Origin of the sequence: Methylotenera sp., from assembly GCF_030653755.1 — a bacterium.
Classification (GTDB): Bacteria; Pseudomonadota; Gammaproteobacteria; order Burkholderiales; family Methylophilaceae; genus Methylotenera.
Map to the genome: position 1 here is coordinate 17,891 of NZ_JAURYU010000012.1, position 15,734 is coordinate 33,624.

General features: G+C 42.5%; 10 protein-coding genes. 6 read left to right on the forward strand and 4 right to left on the reverse strand.

The window, feature by feature from the left end; all coding sequences use genetic code 11:
• Window positions 1–70: 70 nt before the first annotated feature.
• Window positions 71–715 carry an arylesterase gene (locus Q7U33_RS02570; protein WP_304858025.1) on the reverse strand — a complete coding sequence of 215 codons (645 nt, stop codon included), beginning with the start codon at window positions 713–715 and terminating at the stop codon, window positions 71–73.
• 2 nt (window positions 716–717) lie between these two features.
• Here Q7U33_RS02570 and Q7U33_RS02575 point away from each other — a divergent pair, with 2 nt between their 5' ends.
• The gene (locus Q7U33_RS02575; protein ID WP_304858026.1) at window positions 718–1,404 is read left to right on the forward strand and encodes an ABC transporter ATP-binding protein; all 687 of its coding nucleotides are present in this window, start codon (window positions 718–720) and stop codon (window positions 1,402–1,404) included.
• Window positions 1,401–3,908, forward strand: a complete 2,508-nt coding sequence (locus Q7U33_RS02580; RefSeq protein ID WP_304858027.1) for an ABC transporter permease — start codon at window positions 1,401–1,403, stop codon at window positions 3,906–3,908. The genes Q7U33_RS02575 and Q7U33_RS02580 overlap by 4 nt, the downstream gene beginning before the upstream one ends.
• A 127-nt stretch (window positions 3,909–4,035) precedes the next feature.
• Here the strand turns inward: Q7U33_RS02580 and Q7U33_RS02585 are convergent, their stop codons facing one another.
• A complete protein-coding gene (locus tag Q7U33_RS02585) occupies window positions 4,036–6,441 on the reverse strand; it encodes a TonB-dependent receptor (protein WP_304858028.1) in 2,406 nt (801 codons plus the stop codon).
• Between the two features lie 515 nt (window positions 6,442–6,956).
• Between Q7U33_RS02585 and Q7U33_RS02590 the strand changes: the two genes are divergently transcribed.
• The 3 genes from Q7U33_RS02590 to Q7U33_RS02600 all read left to right on the forward strand — a co-directional run bounded on the left by Q7U33_RS02590 (window position 6,957) and on the right by Q7U33_RS02600 (window position 10,239).
• Complete coding sequence (locus Q7U33_RS02590) at window positions 6,957–8,372, forward strand: sigma-54 dependent transcriptional regulator (RefSeq protein ID WP_304858029.1); 1,416 nt, start codon at window positions 6,957–6,959, stop codon at window positions 8,370–8,372.
• Between the two features lie 156 nt (window positions 8,373–8,528).
• Entirely contained in the window at window positions 8,529–9,728 is a 1,200-nt protein-coding gene (gene purT / locus Q7U33_RS02595) for a formate-dependent phosphoribosylglycinamide formyltransferase (RefSeq protein WP_304858030.1), read from the forward strand.
• A gap of 82 nt (window positions 9,729–9,810) precedes the next feature.
• Entirely contained in the window at window positions 9,811–10,239 is a 429-nt protein-coding gene (locus tag Q7U33_RS02600; RefSeq protein WP_304858031.1) for a group II truncated hemoglobin, read from the forward strand.
• Window positions 10,240–10,333: 94 nt separating this feature from the next.
• Here the strand turns inward: Q7U33_RS02600 and Q7U33_RS02605 are convergent, their stop codons facing one another.
• Entirely contained in the window at window positions 10,334–11,719 is a 1,386-nt protein-coding gene (locus Q7U33_RS02605; RefSeq protein WP_304858035.1) for a DEAD/DEAH box helicase, read from the reverse strand.
• A gap of 36 nt (window positions 11,720–11,755) precedes the next feature.
• Window positions 11,756–13,483 carry a DEAD/DEAH box helicase gene (locus tag Q7U33_RS02610; RefSeq protein WP_304858032.1) on the reverse strand — a complete coding sequence of 576 codons (1,728 nt, stop codon included), beginning with the start codon at window positions 13,481–13,483 and terminating at the stop codon, window positions 11,756–11,758.
• 416 nt (window positions 13,484–13,899) lie between these two features.
• Between Q7U33_RS02610 and typA the strand changes: the two genes are divergently transcribed.
• On the forward strand, window positions 13,900–15,708 hold the full coding sequence (typA, locus tag Q7U33_RS02615) for a translational GTPase TypA (protein ID WP_304858033.1): 1,809 nt from the start codon (window positions 13,900–13,902) through the stop codon (window positions 15,706–15,708).
• Window positions 15,709–15,734 lie beyond the last annotated feature (26 nt).

A 15,734-nucleotide genomic window follows, 5' to 3' on the forward strand; every position in this document is an offset into this window, starting at 1 on the left:
TGCCAAATAATCAACGCCAACTTAACTGAAAATACTCATTATGTAGGGTTGTTATAAGCATCCATTATGATTATTTCTTAAGTAGTTTCTTTAAATGAGGCCAAATATTATCTAAAACCATTGGTTGAGCAACAGCATTAGGGTGTAAACCATCATCCTGAATGAGGTTTGCTTTTGCTGCAATGTTTTCTAACATAAATGGTACCAAGGGAATTTGATGCACTTGGCTGAGCTTGACGTAACTTTGGCTAAATAGTTTTGTGTATTGAGGTCCATAATTGGGTGGAATCCTCATCCCAACTAGCAATAGTTTCGCACCTGATTCTTTGCTTTGCTGAATAATTGTCTCGAGATTTGTGGTCATTTCTTGAATAGGTAATCCGCGTAAGCCATCATTTGCACCAAGTTCTATAATAACAATGCTAGGTTTTACTTGTTTTAGGGCATTATTAATACGGCTGACACCACCACTTGTTGTTTCGCCGCTAATGCTGGCGTTGATAACTTCATATTGATAATGTTCTGAGGCGAGCTTTTTTTGTAGTAATGATACCCATCCTTGTTGCTGTGGGATGCCATAAGCTGCTGATAAGCTATCGCCGTAAATCATTATTTTTGGATTTTCTGCCAAAGCAGGTGCAGACCATGCAACGAAATTCAAAAAAAACAAACTAAGCAATAAGGTTTTTGATACTAACAATAAACGGAACAACATGAATGCAACAATCTCCAATGATTCAAGCGCAAGACTTGCACTACGAAATTACTAACCATGATAACCAAATTCGCATCTTAAGTGGCCTAAATCTCAGCGTTGCAAACGGCGACCAAATCGCCATCATTGGTAGCTCTGGCTCGGGTAAGTCTACATTACTTAGTCTGCTAGCTGGTTTGGACGTTCCTACCAGTGGAAGCGTTCAAATTAGTGGCGGTGAATTTAGCAGTTTAAGTGAAGATGGCCGTGCCGCCATACGTGCTAAAGACATGGGGTTTGTGTTTCAGTCCTTTCAATTATTACCCGCACTGACTGCATTAGAGAACGTGATGCTTCCTTTGCAATTAAAAAGCCATCCTAAAGCTGAAGTATTAAGCATTGAAGCTTTGGCTAGGGTAGGGCTTAGTCATCGTGTGCAACACTATCCTAAGCAGTTGTCTGGAGGGGAGCAGCAACGTGTGGCGATAGCGCGTGCTTTTGCCACACAACCCAGTATTTTATTTGCAGATGAGCCAACAGGTAATTTAGATAGCACCACTGGCCAGATGATTATTGAATTACTGTTTAAAATGAATAAAGAAGCAGGAACTACACTAGTGTTAGTGACGCACGATATCACCTTGGCTAATCGATGTAAGCGTCTATTTAAATTAGAGCATGGTGTTCTGTTGGAAATGGCACAAGTATGATATTAGCGGCTAGGTTAGCATGGTCACAAACCATCAGTTTGTGGCGCGCAGGTGCGTTAAGCGTATTAGTGTTTGCATTAGTGTTGGCGGTTGCAGCAATTACTGCGGTGAGTTTTTTTACACAGCGTATTGAGTCTGCACTAAGTCAGCAAAGCAGCTTGTTAATTGGTGGTGATTTAGCGGTTTTAGCTGATCACTCAATTCCTGATGCCTTTGCTGAGCGTGCAAAAACACAGTCCATTTTAACAACACGTACCTATGAGTTTGCCAGTATGGTGATTCATGGCGAATCTAGTCAGTTAGTTGAAATCAAGGCGGTTGAGCCAAACTTTCCTTTGCGTGGGCATTTAACCATAGGTCAGCACCCGAATGATATTGGACAATCTGTACAGACGGCTCCTCAACTTGGTGAGGTTTGGATAGAGCCTAGACTAGCAACCTTGCTAGATGTTCAAGTAGGCGACCAGCTTCAAGTAGGTGAACTTAGTTTAACGGTGAGTGCGATATTGTTACGTGAACCCTCACGTGGCGGCAATATGTTTAGCTTTGCACCGCGTTTGATGATGAATGCGGCTGATTTAGCTGCAACTCAGCTTATTCAGTATGGTAGCCGTGTGAAATATCAGCTTTTATTGGCTTCTACCCCTCAAATAATTAGTCGTTATTCTGAGCAGGCTAAACCTACATTGGCTAGAGGAGAGCGAATAGATGATGTTCGTAATGCGCGCCCTGAAATCAAAACCGCGTTAGATAAGGCACAGCAATTCTTGGGATTATCTGCCATGGTGAGTGTGGTATTGGCAATGGTTGCTATGTTGTTATCAAGCTTGCCTTATATCAAGCAGAGTTTAAATACGTTTGCACTGATGCGCTGTTTTGGTACGCAACAAAATACTGTATTGCAGATATTGACGATTCAAACATTCATTATCGCCTTATTTAGTGGATTGCTTGGCGCTCTGATTGGCTTTATCGCGCAACTAGGGTTAGCGCAATTGGCTGGTAGTTTATTTGTAGAAACCTTACCGCCTGTCTCTATTATGCCTGTATTGATAGGGTTTATGGCTAGTATTGGCATGATGGTAGCTGTTGTGCTACCGCATGCGTGGCAAATGAGAAACCTTTCAGCCATGAACATACTAAGGCGAGATACGCTATCGCTGCCGCTTTCAACGCAGGCTAAGTATTTACCAGCCGCTTTGGTGATGGTGGTGATGATTTTCTGGCAAGCACAGGATTTTAATATTGCAGTTTCAACGATTGTTGCGATGATGACATTGAGCTTAATTGTGTTAGGTTTTGTTTATGCGCTCACTTATTTGGCCCAGCGACTTTTGACAATAACGCCTAAAAGCAGCACCTTGGCGTCAATTAACTTAGGGATACAAGGCTTAAAACGTAGGTTAGGATTGTCCACTGTGCAAATGATAGGCTTTTGCATGGGGTTGATGGTGATTATGCTACTCACACTCATACGTGGTGATTTAATCCGTAATTGGCAAGCCTCTTTGCCAGAGGGGGCGCCCAATCGATTTGTGATTAATATTCAGCCAGCTCAAATTAATCAAGTCAATCAATTTTTTAGCACACAAAATATTCAAGATGCGGCTATCTTTCCAATGGTCCGTGCACGATTAGTGAGTAAGAATAATCAATTAATCAACACAGTTGAATGGCAAGATGAGCGTGCAAAGCGGCTTGCAGAGCGTGAGTTCAATCTCTCATGGGCTGCACAGATGCAAACTGATAACAAGCTGGTGGCTGGGCGTTGGTGGAAAAATAGCGAACATGGAAAGCCATTAATCTCATTAGAGGAGGGTTTAGCCAACAGCCTTAACATTAAAATTGGTGATCAACTACTATTTGATATCGCAGGTAGTCCATTAACGCTGACGGTGATAAGCCTGAGAAAAGTAGAGTGGGATACGATGCGTGCTAACTTTTTTGCAGTGACACCGCCTGGCGTGTTAGATGGATTTGCTGCCAGTCATATCAGTAGTTTTCATTTGCCGATTGGCGCAGAGGAGTCACTTAATCAACTGGTGAAGCAGTACCCTAATCTAACCGTGATTGACATTGCAGCGCTCATGCAACAAGTGCGCGGAATCATGCAAAAGATGAGTCAGGCAATTGAGTATGTTTTTGTATTTAGCTTAGTTGTAGGTGTTGCCGTGTTGTACGCCGCGCTTGTTGCAACTAGAGAAGAGCGTGTGGCAGAAGCTACGCTGATGCGTGTGTTTGGCGCATCACGTAAACAGGTGAGTATTGCTTATATTGCAGAGTTTGCTTGTATTGGATTTATATCAGCATTGGTGGCATCGATTGGCGCCAACTTTTTAGCGTATTACATTAGTGTCAATATTCTCAATATACCGTTTCAGTTTAATTTTAGTTTGGTTGTGTTAAGTGTACTAGTTGCAGCAGTTTTGATTCCCTTAGCGGCTTGGTTGGGGCTGCGTAGTTTTTTAAATATTCCACCAAGGCAGTTACTCAATAGTATTTAATCTAGGTATATTCTTACAGAAGAACAACAGAGGCTTAGTAAATAAAAAAAAGGGTTACAGCTTGGTGTAACCCTTTTTTACTCAGCAATCGAACCTAATGGCGACTGCTTATTTTACATCTAGTAGTTTACTTCTTTGGACCGCCAAACTCATAGCGAGCGCCAATCCAAGCAGCACGTGGTGCGCCTGCTAATAAACCAAGTTGTTTTGATTCAGTACCATAAGTACCATCAGCAGCAAACATGGTTTCAGCTAAACGACCACTCACATTATACTCACGGTCAAAAATGTTGGTGGCTTTTGCAAACGCTTTCCAACCATTGCCAATGTTATATTGAGTATCTAAGTTAACAATGAAATAGCCACTCACCTTACCTTTTCCTGCTGCGCAATCTTCAGGATCTACGCAAGCGGCACTATTGGCACGATGTTGGTTGTTCTCGTTACCCCAAACATAAGCGTCTGAGAAGCCGATTACGTTAGTACCGATAGTCCATGCTGGTGTAACAGCATATTGACCACGTAGTTTTAGCTGATGCGCTGGAATCGATGGGATACGATCACCAGGTTTTACGTAAATGATACTCTCACTATCTTCTGATGAATTTGAAGAACTTACAAATGAAACATCAGAGTCGTAAGTTGCACGAACGTAGCTGTATGATGCACTCCATTTAAACTTGTCTGCATCACCAGCCAAGCCCATGTCAATCCCTTGGCGCTTAGTTCTACCTACGTTTTTGTAGTAGCCAGCACCGTTAGATGAGCCTGCCGCTGTAAATTGAATGTCATCATGGTTGATTGCTTGATACAAGCCTGCATTCCAACGGATATTCTCCGTTAGCAATCCACGGCCACCAAACTCATAGGTCTTTGCAACCACTTGGTTTAGAGGAGGATCATCTGCCATTGCTGATGGTAGTAGGCATGGCGCTGCTGGATTTGAACATCCCAATTCAATAGAAGTAGGCGCACGGCTAGATTCACTATATGACGTGTAAAGCGTTAAGTTGTCAGTAGGTGTATGTGTCAAGCCTATGGTTGGATTTAAGCGTGTATAGCTATCTTTTGCAGTCAAGCTGTTCGGGTTGGTCGCAGAGCGATCGCCCCTTAACGTATCCACGTTATCTACACGTGTAAAGTTCCAACTTGCACCAGCTGTTAAATGCCATTGATCATTGAGTGATAATGTATCTGTTGCAAATAAGCGAGCAGTGTATTGTTTGCCTGTTAGGCCAGTTGTTTGAGTGCCAGGTAATACGCCAAACTCATCACCAGAGTCGTAAGCTGGGCTGTTGAAAATCGGCGTGCGATTTCCGTCAAACACTTCATTATCACCTTCGCTGTAAACATTAATTAACTCTGATTGTTTATAACGCATTAGCGTATAGTCGTAGCCTGCACCAATTACAAATTGATTTTTCTTGCCCATCCAATCTTGGCCAAAAGTCATTTGGCCTGTTGCACCGTAAGTATCTTGTGTGGTTTTACTACGATTCATTACTGAACCAGTATATTCTTCATCAATATCAAACTGACCTACGTAGTTCCCGATTGTACCTGCACCATCAGATTCACCTTCCCATAGGTCGCCATTCTTAGTGTGGCGATTTGATTTTCTGTAGTACACATTACCAGAAAACATAGTGTCTTCATTAAACCAGTGAGAGCCATTTAGCGCTAAGAAGTGTGAGTAGTTGTTGGTAAAGTCTGGACGTGTGTGAATTTGATCACGATCACCACTTAATAGGTTTTCAGGTGTAAAGCCATTGCCGATTAGATTATTGTCTGTACTGATATAAGTTAAGTCCAACTTGCTAGTTTCATTCTGCCAACCTAATTTACCAAATAATTGATTGAGGTGTGATGGTGAGTAATCTCTCCAGCCATCTTCAGTGGTATGTTGATAACCTAGCATGTAATCTACAGAACCATCTTTAGATACACCACCAGCTTCAATTAAAGCGCGTTGACGACCCCATGAGCCAGCTTCATATTCTAAAGCCATACCTTGATTATCGCGGCCACTTTTGGTTTGAATAGCAATTGAGCCACCTAAAGTGTTTAAGCCGAATAGTGGGTTTGAGCCAGGCACTACTTGCATGTTGCCAATCGCAAAGCTAGGAATCTTGTCCCAAAGTGTCACATCGCCAAATGGCTCGTTAACACGTACACCATCCACATAGGTAGAAAGGCCTTGAGCATTACCTAATAAAGAAGAAGCAGAGTAGCCGCGGAAGTTGATTTCTGGTTGCCATGGGTTGCCAGACATATCTGATACTGTAACCCCTTGCATATTGTTCATCATGTAGTCAGCAATTGAAACACCAGCTTGATTTGCAACCTCTTTTGGCGATGCCATTTGGATATTTGCTGGTACTTTATTTAACGGCAAGCCAATACCAGGTAGTGGAGTAGTGCCGTAGACCTCAATTTTTTTAATATTAATTGTGGTGTCATCAGCAAGTGCAGGCGTGTTTGCAAATGCAAGCATCACGGCTACAGATGTGAGTTTCATTAATGGTTTTTTCATGATGTACTTTCGATAGAAATTCTAAGCTATATTTATATTTTAATGTTTTTATAACAAAAGATTAAAAAGCAAAAAACATTCCTATTTTAGTTCTAGTGGTAATTTTTGGTTTAAGTAATTGAATTAGCGTATTTAAAAAATATATTTGATAATTTTAAGTGATTGAAAATCTCATAAATTGGTTGTAATCAACCATAGTGTGGTTCATTACAACCAAAAAATGGTTGTAATGAACCATAAATTAGTTGAGTATGGTGAGATTGGTTTGATTGATAGGCGTATTGACTACTGATTCATTACGTAAGTGAATAGCTTATTTTATTGGTATTTATTGTGCTAAGTATTGCTTATGGAAGTATTTTTAATTTGGTTTATCTTAATTTTCTTCTTGATTTTTTTGGCGTACTTTTTAGAGTTCTTATAAAAAAAGATGTTTGGAATGTTTCTTGCTGATAATGATTTGTTGTTGATCTAACACAATCATAAAATTTAGATTTGTATCACAGGAGTAATAATTGCAACTAACGCATCTCAGTAATAGTGAAGCATCAACCTTAACTAAACAGCAATCGAAAATATTGATTGTTGAAGACGAGGCATTATTTGCACGTGCTGTAGTACGCCGATTACAAAAATCTGGGTATGAGTGTGCGCACGTAGAAAGCCTACAAGATGCTCGCGATATTGTTAAACAATTTCCCCCAGACATTGTTTTATTAGATATGCGACTACCTGATGGCAACGGTTTGGATCTACTGACAGAGTTTGTTGTTAAAGGCGCGGTGGTGATTGTGATGACGGCGCATGGTGAAATTAGTGATGCCGTCAATGCGATGAAACAAGGAGCTGTTGATTATCTAAAAAAACCGATAGATCTTGAAGAGTTGTTGTTATCGATTCAAAAAGCCGAAACTGCAGCCATGCAGAGCAAAAGTCTTGATTACTCACGCCAGCGCAATGCGCATGCCTCAGAGGGAGTTGAGCTGTTGGGCGATAGTCCAGCCATGCAAAATGTGAAAATGCAAATTAATCGCATTGCTCAGTTGGTATCGAACGACAGCGTACCACCTACTGTTTTGATAGGCGGCGAAACAGGAACTGGTAAAGATGTGGCTGCTCGTTCATTGCATTTATCATGTGCAAATAGTGATAAACCTTTTGTGCATGTGGATTGTGCATCACTGCCAGCGGAGTTGATGGAGAGTGAGTTGTTCGGTCATGAGAAGGGCGCTTTTACAGGTGCGGTAAGTTCAAGGCCTGGTTTGATTGAAGCCGCTGAAGACGGCACGTTGTTTTTAGATGAAATTGGTGAATTACCATTAGCGCTACAGGCAAAGTTGCTTAATGTGCTTGAGCGTCGAGTGGTTCGACGTGTCGGTTCAACTAAAGAGCGTGCTGTACCAGCTCGTTTTGTAGCGGCTACCAATCGTGATTTACATGAAATGTCACAGAATGGACGCTTTAGGCAAGACTTGTATTACCGACTTAATATGATGGGTGTTTTTATGCCGCCATTACGTGATCGTGGTCAAGATATCATGTTGTTGGCAAAAAGTTTTGCTGCACAAACCGCTAGACGCTATGGATTACCTAGCCCACATTTTACGCGTGAGGCAATTAGTATCATTCAAGCTTATGCATGGCCAGGTAATGTACGTGAATTAAAGCACCAAGTGAGCCGTGCTATGTTGCTTTGTCAAAATGGTGAATTAACTGATATTGATTTAGCTTTACCAAACACACGTTTGGCAGAGCCCGTTCCTACTATTTCAATAGATTCTCAGCAGTCTGCTTTAGATGCGGCAGAAAAGTCTATATTGTTGCAGGTGTTGGTTGATTCTAAATACAATGTTTCAGAGGCAGCAAGAAAACTTGGCATTACACGGATGACGATGCGCTACCGCATGGATAAACATCAAATCAAAGTTTAGTTAGCTTAAACGCAATTCATTAAGCTTGTTAAGCAGGAACTATGCGTTCACTAAGAGTATTCATTTTCTATTTTCTTGTAAATTAAATGTATCTCTAATTTTCTTAAAAATAGCTGCATGGTATGATTCCAGCAATCCTCAAATGAAAGAATCCCTATGCGAATTGGAACCCCTTTAAGTCCTAATGCAACCCGTGTCATGCTCTTAGGTAGTGGTGAGCTTGGTAAAGAGGTGATTATCGCTCTGCAACGCCTAGGTGTTGAAGTGATTGCCGTTGATCGCTATAAAAATGCACCAGGTCATCAGGTTGCGCATCGTGCCTATGTGATTGATATGACCGACGATCAAGCATTGCGTCAGCTAATCGCACTTGAAAAACCACACTTGATTGTGCCTGAAATCGAAGCCTTAAATACTTCAACACTCGCAGATATTGAAAAATCTGGCATTGCAACCGTGATTCCTACCGTTAAAGCAGTTCAATTGACCATGAATCGCGAAGGTATTCGCAGGCTCGCGGCTGAAGACCTTAATCTGCCAACATCACCTTATGCCTTTGCCAGAAGCGAAACTGAGCTCCAAGCTGCGATTGATGCTGGTATTGGCTATCCGTGTTTTATCAAGCCAACCATGTCTTCCTCTGGCAAGGGGCAGTCACGTATTACACAGGCGAGTGAAGTGTCATCTGCATGGGATTATGCTGCATCAGGCGGACGTGTCAACCAAGGTGTGGTGATTGTTGAAGGCCAAATTGATTTCGATTACGAGATTACTTTATTAACAGTCCGCGCAAAGAATGCACAAGGCGAAATCGCCACTTACTTCTGTGAGCCCATTGGACATGTGCAGGAAAAAGGTGATTATGTTGAGAGTTGGCAGCCCCAACCCATGGCTACTAAGGCATTAGAGGAGTCTAAGCGTATTGCTAAAGCTGTGACTGATAGCTTAGGCGGTTTAGGTTTGTTTGGGGTTGAGTTGTTTGTAAAAGGTGACCATGTTTGGTTTAGTGAGGTCAGTCCTCGTCCACATGACACAGGTATGGTAACCATGGCTACGCAACGCTTTAGTGAATTTGATCTACATGCGCGTGCAATTTTAGGATTGCCTGTTGATGTGAGTATGCGTGAAGCTGGCGCAAGTGCCGTCATCTATGGTGGGCATAATACTCAGCAACTAGCTTTTGATGGTGTAGAAAAAGCCTTGGCCGTGAGTAATGCAGATATTCGCTTATTCGGTAAGCCAGAGTCTTTTACTAAAAGGCGCATGGGCGTTGCATTAGCGACAGGTAAAGATGTTACAGAAGCAAGAGAAAGTGCAAAATTAGCCGCCAGTTTAGTGACGCCAGTGGATATTTAAATGTAGGGATAACAAAAGTACATTTGTGATACGGTCTACAAACTGCGTTACAAGAAATCCCTACATTTAAGGTGATAAGCATATGTTGAATGAAATAGAAGAAGCGGGTACTGATAAGCGTACATTTTTTGAGTTGCTTGGTGGCGAAGAAAGTGGCACACAAAATATCCGTTTATTGGTAGAAACGTTTTACGACATTATGGATAGCGACCCTAAGGCAAAGCCTATCCGTGATATGCATCAATCAGACTTAACTTCTGCGCGCGAGAAGCTGTTTATGTTTCTAACAGGGTGGACAGGTGGGCCGCAGCTATATATCGAGCGCTATGGACATCCAATGTTGCGTGCGCGTCATTTGCCGTTTGCAATCGGTGAGTCAGCGCGTGATCAATGGATGTATTGCATGATTAAAGCCATGCATCAATTAGAGTATGACGAAGCGTTGATGAAAAAATTAGCCAATCAGCTATATGGCGTGGCTGACTTTATGCGGAATCAACAGGGGCGTTAATTGCGCTCAAGCAAATAACTGCAGGCAATAAAAAGGGGCGTTGACTGCCCCGAATTAGCTGAGTACTAAATACCTGATTGATTTCAAAGATTAATTATTTTCTAGACAACAACCCACCAAGTAATGCAGCCACTGGCGCCTTCTTGGTACTAATTTGTCTAGTGGCGACCACATTATTTTGTTCTGTGCTTGGTTCGTAAGGCTTATCAAACCATGGGTCGGCACTCTTTTTCTTAGCAGGTAAGCGCCTGGTTGGCGCTTCTTGATCTTTCACCTGATTGCTCGCGGGACTACGTGTGCGTGATGTTGCTTTAGGTTTATCTAGCGCTACCGTTTCTTTGGTAATTTGGCGTTTGATTAGCTTTTCGATTTCTACGAGATATTTTTCTTCATCATCGCTGACAAATGAAATGGCCACACCACTTGCGCCTGCACGTCCTGTACGGCCGATACGATGGACATAGTCTTCTGGCGCGCTTGGGATTTCATAGTTAATCACCATTGGCAGTTCACTAATATCTAAACCACGCGCCGCAACATCTGTTGCAATCAGCGCAGTCACAGTTCCAGCTTTAAAAGCATCTAATGCTTTAATACGTTCTTGCTGATTTTTATCGCCATGAATGGCATCAGCCGCAATGCCTTCGCGTACGAGGCTACGGCTTAAACGGCTCGCCGTTAATTTTGTTTTGGTGAATACGATGACTTGTTTTGCATCGGCTTCTTTTAGTAGCTGAATCAACAAAGCTTCTTTATCTGATTGCGCAACTTGATATACTTTTTGCGTCACATTGTCATTAGTTGCATTGCTACGCGCAACTTCAATCAGTTGAGGCTTGGTTAAAAAATCATCTGCTAATTTTTTAATTTCGTTTGAGAATGTCGCGGAAAACATTAAATTCTGACGCTGTTTTGGCAGTAGTGCCAAAATACGCTTCAAATCTGGCATAAAGCCCATATCTAGCATTCTGTCAGCTTCATCAAGTATTAACATTTGTACTTGGTTGAGTTGCAGAGTTTTTTGTTCCATATGATCCAACAAACGGCCAGGCGTCGCTACCAACACTTCCACACCTGTTTTAAGGTGAGGTGTCTGTGTTTTGATATCTACGCCACCATAGACAACCAGTGAGCGCAATTGCGTATGTTTAGCATACGCTTTGACGCTTTCTTCCACCTGTATAGCAAGCTCACGTGTTGGCGTTAAAATTAACGCACGCACGGGATGCTTGGCAGGGGAGGTGCTGCTATTGGCTAGCGGTAATAACTTCTGTAGTAGGGGGAGTGCAAAAGCCGCAGTTTTACCTGTGCCTGTTTGCGCGCCTGCCATTACATCTCCTCCAGCCAAGGCAACAGGAATAGCCTGTGCCTGAATTGGGGTTGGAGTGGTGTAACCAGATTCAGTTAATGCACGTAAGAGCTCAGGTGCGAGTCCTAATGTGCTGAAACTTGGGCTGTCAGTCGTTACGATTTCTGTCATTTGTTGGATACTGTTCAATTAAAGTCTTTACTTAAGTTATGCAAAACTACGTGAGCGACGTGGAGCACCATTGCCTGCGCTTGCGTTCGCGCCAGCAAAAGCACGTGCTGGACCACGGCTATCGCTACGGCCAGCAGGACGGCTGTCACTACGAGCACCATCAGTGCGGGCGCCATCACGACGTGCAGCAGGTGCTGCACCACGATCAGAGCGGCCTTCGCTACGTTGGCCGTCGCGTGAGTATGGTTTTTTACCAAAAGCTACGCTATCGCCAAAGCTACGGTTAGGCGTGCCAGCGTTGTTGCCACGGCTACGGTCACCAGATTTGTCAAACGCTGCGCGGTCGCCAAAGCTACGTGCACGGTCGCCAGTTGGTCTTTCTGAACGATTAAATTCAGGTTTTGGCGCATAGCCAGCTGAATTACCATTTGCTTCACGTGGTGCTGAATCACGGTTGCCACGGTTTTCAAAACGATTTTCGCTGCGAGGAGCGCTATCACGGCTAGCGCCATTGCGATCATCACGGCCTTTGTAACCACCACGGTCATCACGTGGTTTAAAACCACCACGACCACCTGGTTTATGACCATCACGACGACTACCACTAGGACCATCCATCTTCATTGCACGTTTTGGTTCAAAGCCTTCAATCACTGCTGGCGACATGGTGTTGCCAGTGAATTGTTCGATTTTACGCAAAATATGTCTATCCATGTTCGACGCGAATGAAATGGCGATACCAGTGTTGCCAGCACGACCAGTACGGCCGATACGGTGTACATAGTCTTCAGCAAATTTAGGTAGATCGTAATTGATGACGTGTGTAATGCCGTGTACGTCGATACCACGAGCAGCAACGTCAGTCGCAACCAAGATTTTTACATCGCCATGACGTAATTTAGTCAATGTACGGTTACGCGCACCTTGTGTCATATCACCGTGTAATGCAGCTGTTTTATGACCTGCTGCGTACAAATCTTCCGCTAACACATCAGCGTGACGTTTAGTGCTTGTGAAAATGATGGCTTGATTCACTTCAGGAGCAATCAATAAATGCTCAAGTAGTGTGTTTTTATGTGTCATGTCGTCAACAAAGTGCAAGCGTTGCTCGATGTTTGCGTGTTTTTCACGTTGAGCTGCCACTTGAATTGTTTTAGGATTTTTAAGGATTTTGTTCGCAATACGTGCGATGTCGCCATCTAATGTTGCTGAGAACAATAATGTTTGACGCTCTGCAGAAAGTTGCTCGCAAATACGTTCAACATCAGGTAAGAAACCCATGTCTAACATACGATCAGCTTCATCTAATATCAACATTTGTAAACGTGATAGATCAATACGGCCACGTTCCATATGATCTAATAGACGACCAGGTGTTGCCACTAAGATATCTAGCGGTTGTGATAATAGTTTGTTTTGTAGTGGGTAAGGCATACCGCCCACGATACTTACTGTACGTGCACGGATGAATTTACCGTATTTGCGTGCAGCTTCGTTCACTTGTGTTGCAAGTTCACGTGTAGGTACAAGGATCAAAATACGTGGGCCGCGGCTTTTAGATTCGTGCGGCGTTGCTAGTAAGTTTAGTGCTGGCAACATAAATGCTGCAGTTTTACCGGTACCAGTTTGTGCAGAAGCCATCAAGTCGTGACCTTCTGTCACAACAGGAATTGCTTGGGCTTGAATAGGAGTTGGGGCTGTATAGCCTGATTCCTCTAAAGCACGGATAATAGTAGGGTGTAGATTTAATGATTCAAAAGACAAGATAGTCCCTTTCAAAAGCAGTTTTATAAAAACAATAAAAGGGCGCGAGCAAATACATGTATGTTTACAGTGATGTTGTAAAAAACAACATAACGCAAAAAGCAAATTTCAAATATATAGTTTCGAGATGCTTTATTTACCAGCGCACGGGCATAGCCGCTAACCAGTAAAGATAGATTTAATATTAAATCTAAAGATAGTCACTTCAAAATTTCACGAGTGACTGAGGGTCAGGGCGATGAATCTAAAACTTTTTAGAGCTACTTGTTAAGCCATTTAAAGTTCTAAGTTGTGCGCATTATAGGCATTAATTACATTTTGTCAAAGAGTTTTTTACTATATTTGTAGATAGTTAAATCATTCTTAGGGCTTAATGTGTTAAAATCGCCGCCTTTCAATGAACTGGTAGCAAGACAATGTCTCGTAATTTAAGAAATATCGCAATTATTGCCCACGTTGACCATGGTAAAACAACTATGGTTGATAAACTTTTACATCAAGCAGGTACATTTACATCTCATCAGACAGTGTCTGAGCGTGTGATGGATAGTGGCGATATTGAGAAAGAACGCGGCATTACAATTTTAGCAAAAAACACTGCGCTTAATTACGAAGGTACACATATTAACGTTGTGGATACCCCAGGCCATGCGGACTTTGGTGGTGAAGTTGAACGTGTGTTAGGTATGGTAGATGGTGTGGTTCTACTAGTTGATGCGGTTGAAGGCCCGATGCCACAAACACGCTTTGTAACGAAAAAAGCGTTGGCACTTGGTTTAAAACCAATCGTTGTGATTAATAAAGTAGATCGTCCTGGTGCACGTACTGACTGGGTAGTGAACCAAACATTTGATTTGTTCGCCAACTTGGGTGCAACAGATGAGCAGTTAGACTTTCCAGTGGTGTATGCATCAGCAATTAATGGCTATGCTATGTTAGACATGAATCAGCCTAGCGACAATATGCGTGCTTTGTTTGAAACGATTTTAAGCCACGTTGCGCCGCCAGTTGGTGATAGCAGTGCACCTTTACAGTTACAAGTTTCAGCGTTGGATTATTCAACTTACACGGGTCGTTTAGGTATTGGTCGTGTTACTAACGGTAAAATCAGACCTGGCCAAGCTGTGACAGTGATGAATGAAACTAAACAAATCGCTACGGGTAAAATCAACCAAGTGCTTGGTTTCCGCGGTTTGGAGCGCGTGCCTGTTGAAGAAGCTGAAGCTGGCGACATTGTGATTATTTCTGGTTTAGATGATATTGGTATTGGTTTCACAATTTGCGATCGTGAAAACCCAATTGGCTTGCCACATTTAGGTGTAGATGAACCTACATTGACCATGGACTTTATGGTGAACACTTCACCATTAGCTGGTACTGAAGGTAAGTTTGTCACTTCACGTCAAATTCGTGATCGTTTAACTAAAGAACTTTTAGTGAATGTTGCTTTACGTGTTGAAGATACTGAAGATGCTGACGTGTTCCGCGTTTCTGGTCGTGGTGAGTTGCACTTAACTATTTTGCTTGAAAATATGCGTCGCGAAGGTTTCGAAATGGCTGTAGGTAAACCAAAAGTAGTTTACCGTGAAATTAATGGCGAAAAGTGTGAGCCATATGAAATTCTTACCGTTGACTTAGAAGATGAGCATCAAGGTGCTGCGATGGAGGAGTTAGGTCGTCGTCGTGGTGAAATGCAAAATATGGAATCTGACGGTAATGGCCGTACACGTTTGGAATATAGAATTCCAGCGCGTGGTTTGATTGGTTTCCAAGGTGAATTCTTAACAATGACACGTGGTACTGGTTTAATGGGCCATGTGTTTGATGAATATGCACCAGTTAAAGCTGATATGCCAGGTCGTCGTAATGGCGTGTTGATTTCTGCTGAAAATGGCGAGGCTGTAGCTTACGCTTTATGGAAGTTGCAAGACCGCGGCAAAATGTTCTCTGTACCAGGCGACAAGTTATATGAAGGTATGGTGATTGGTATTCACAGTCGTGATAACGATTTGATCGTTAACCCGATTAAAGGTAAACAGCTGACTAACATTCGTTCATCAGGTACTGATGAGGCCGTACGTTTGATTACGCCAATTGCATTGTCTTTAGAATCAGCAGTTGAGTTTATTGATGATGATGAGTTGGTAGAAATTACTCCTAAAACGATTCGTATCCGTAAACGTTACTTGCTTGAGCATGAGCGTAAACGTGCATCAAAAGACTAATTATTAGTTGATGACTTTAAACCCAG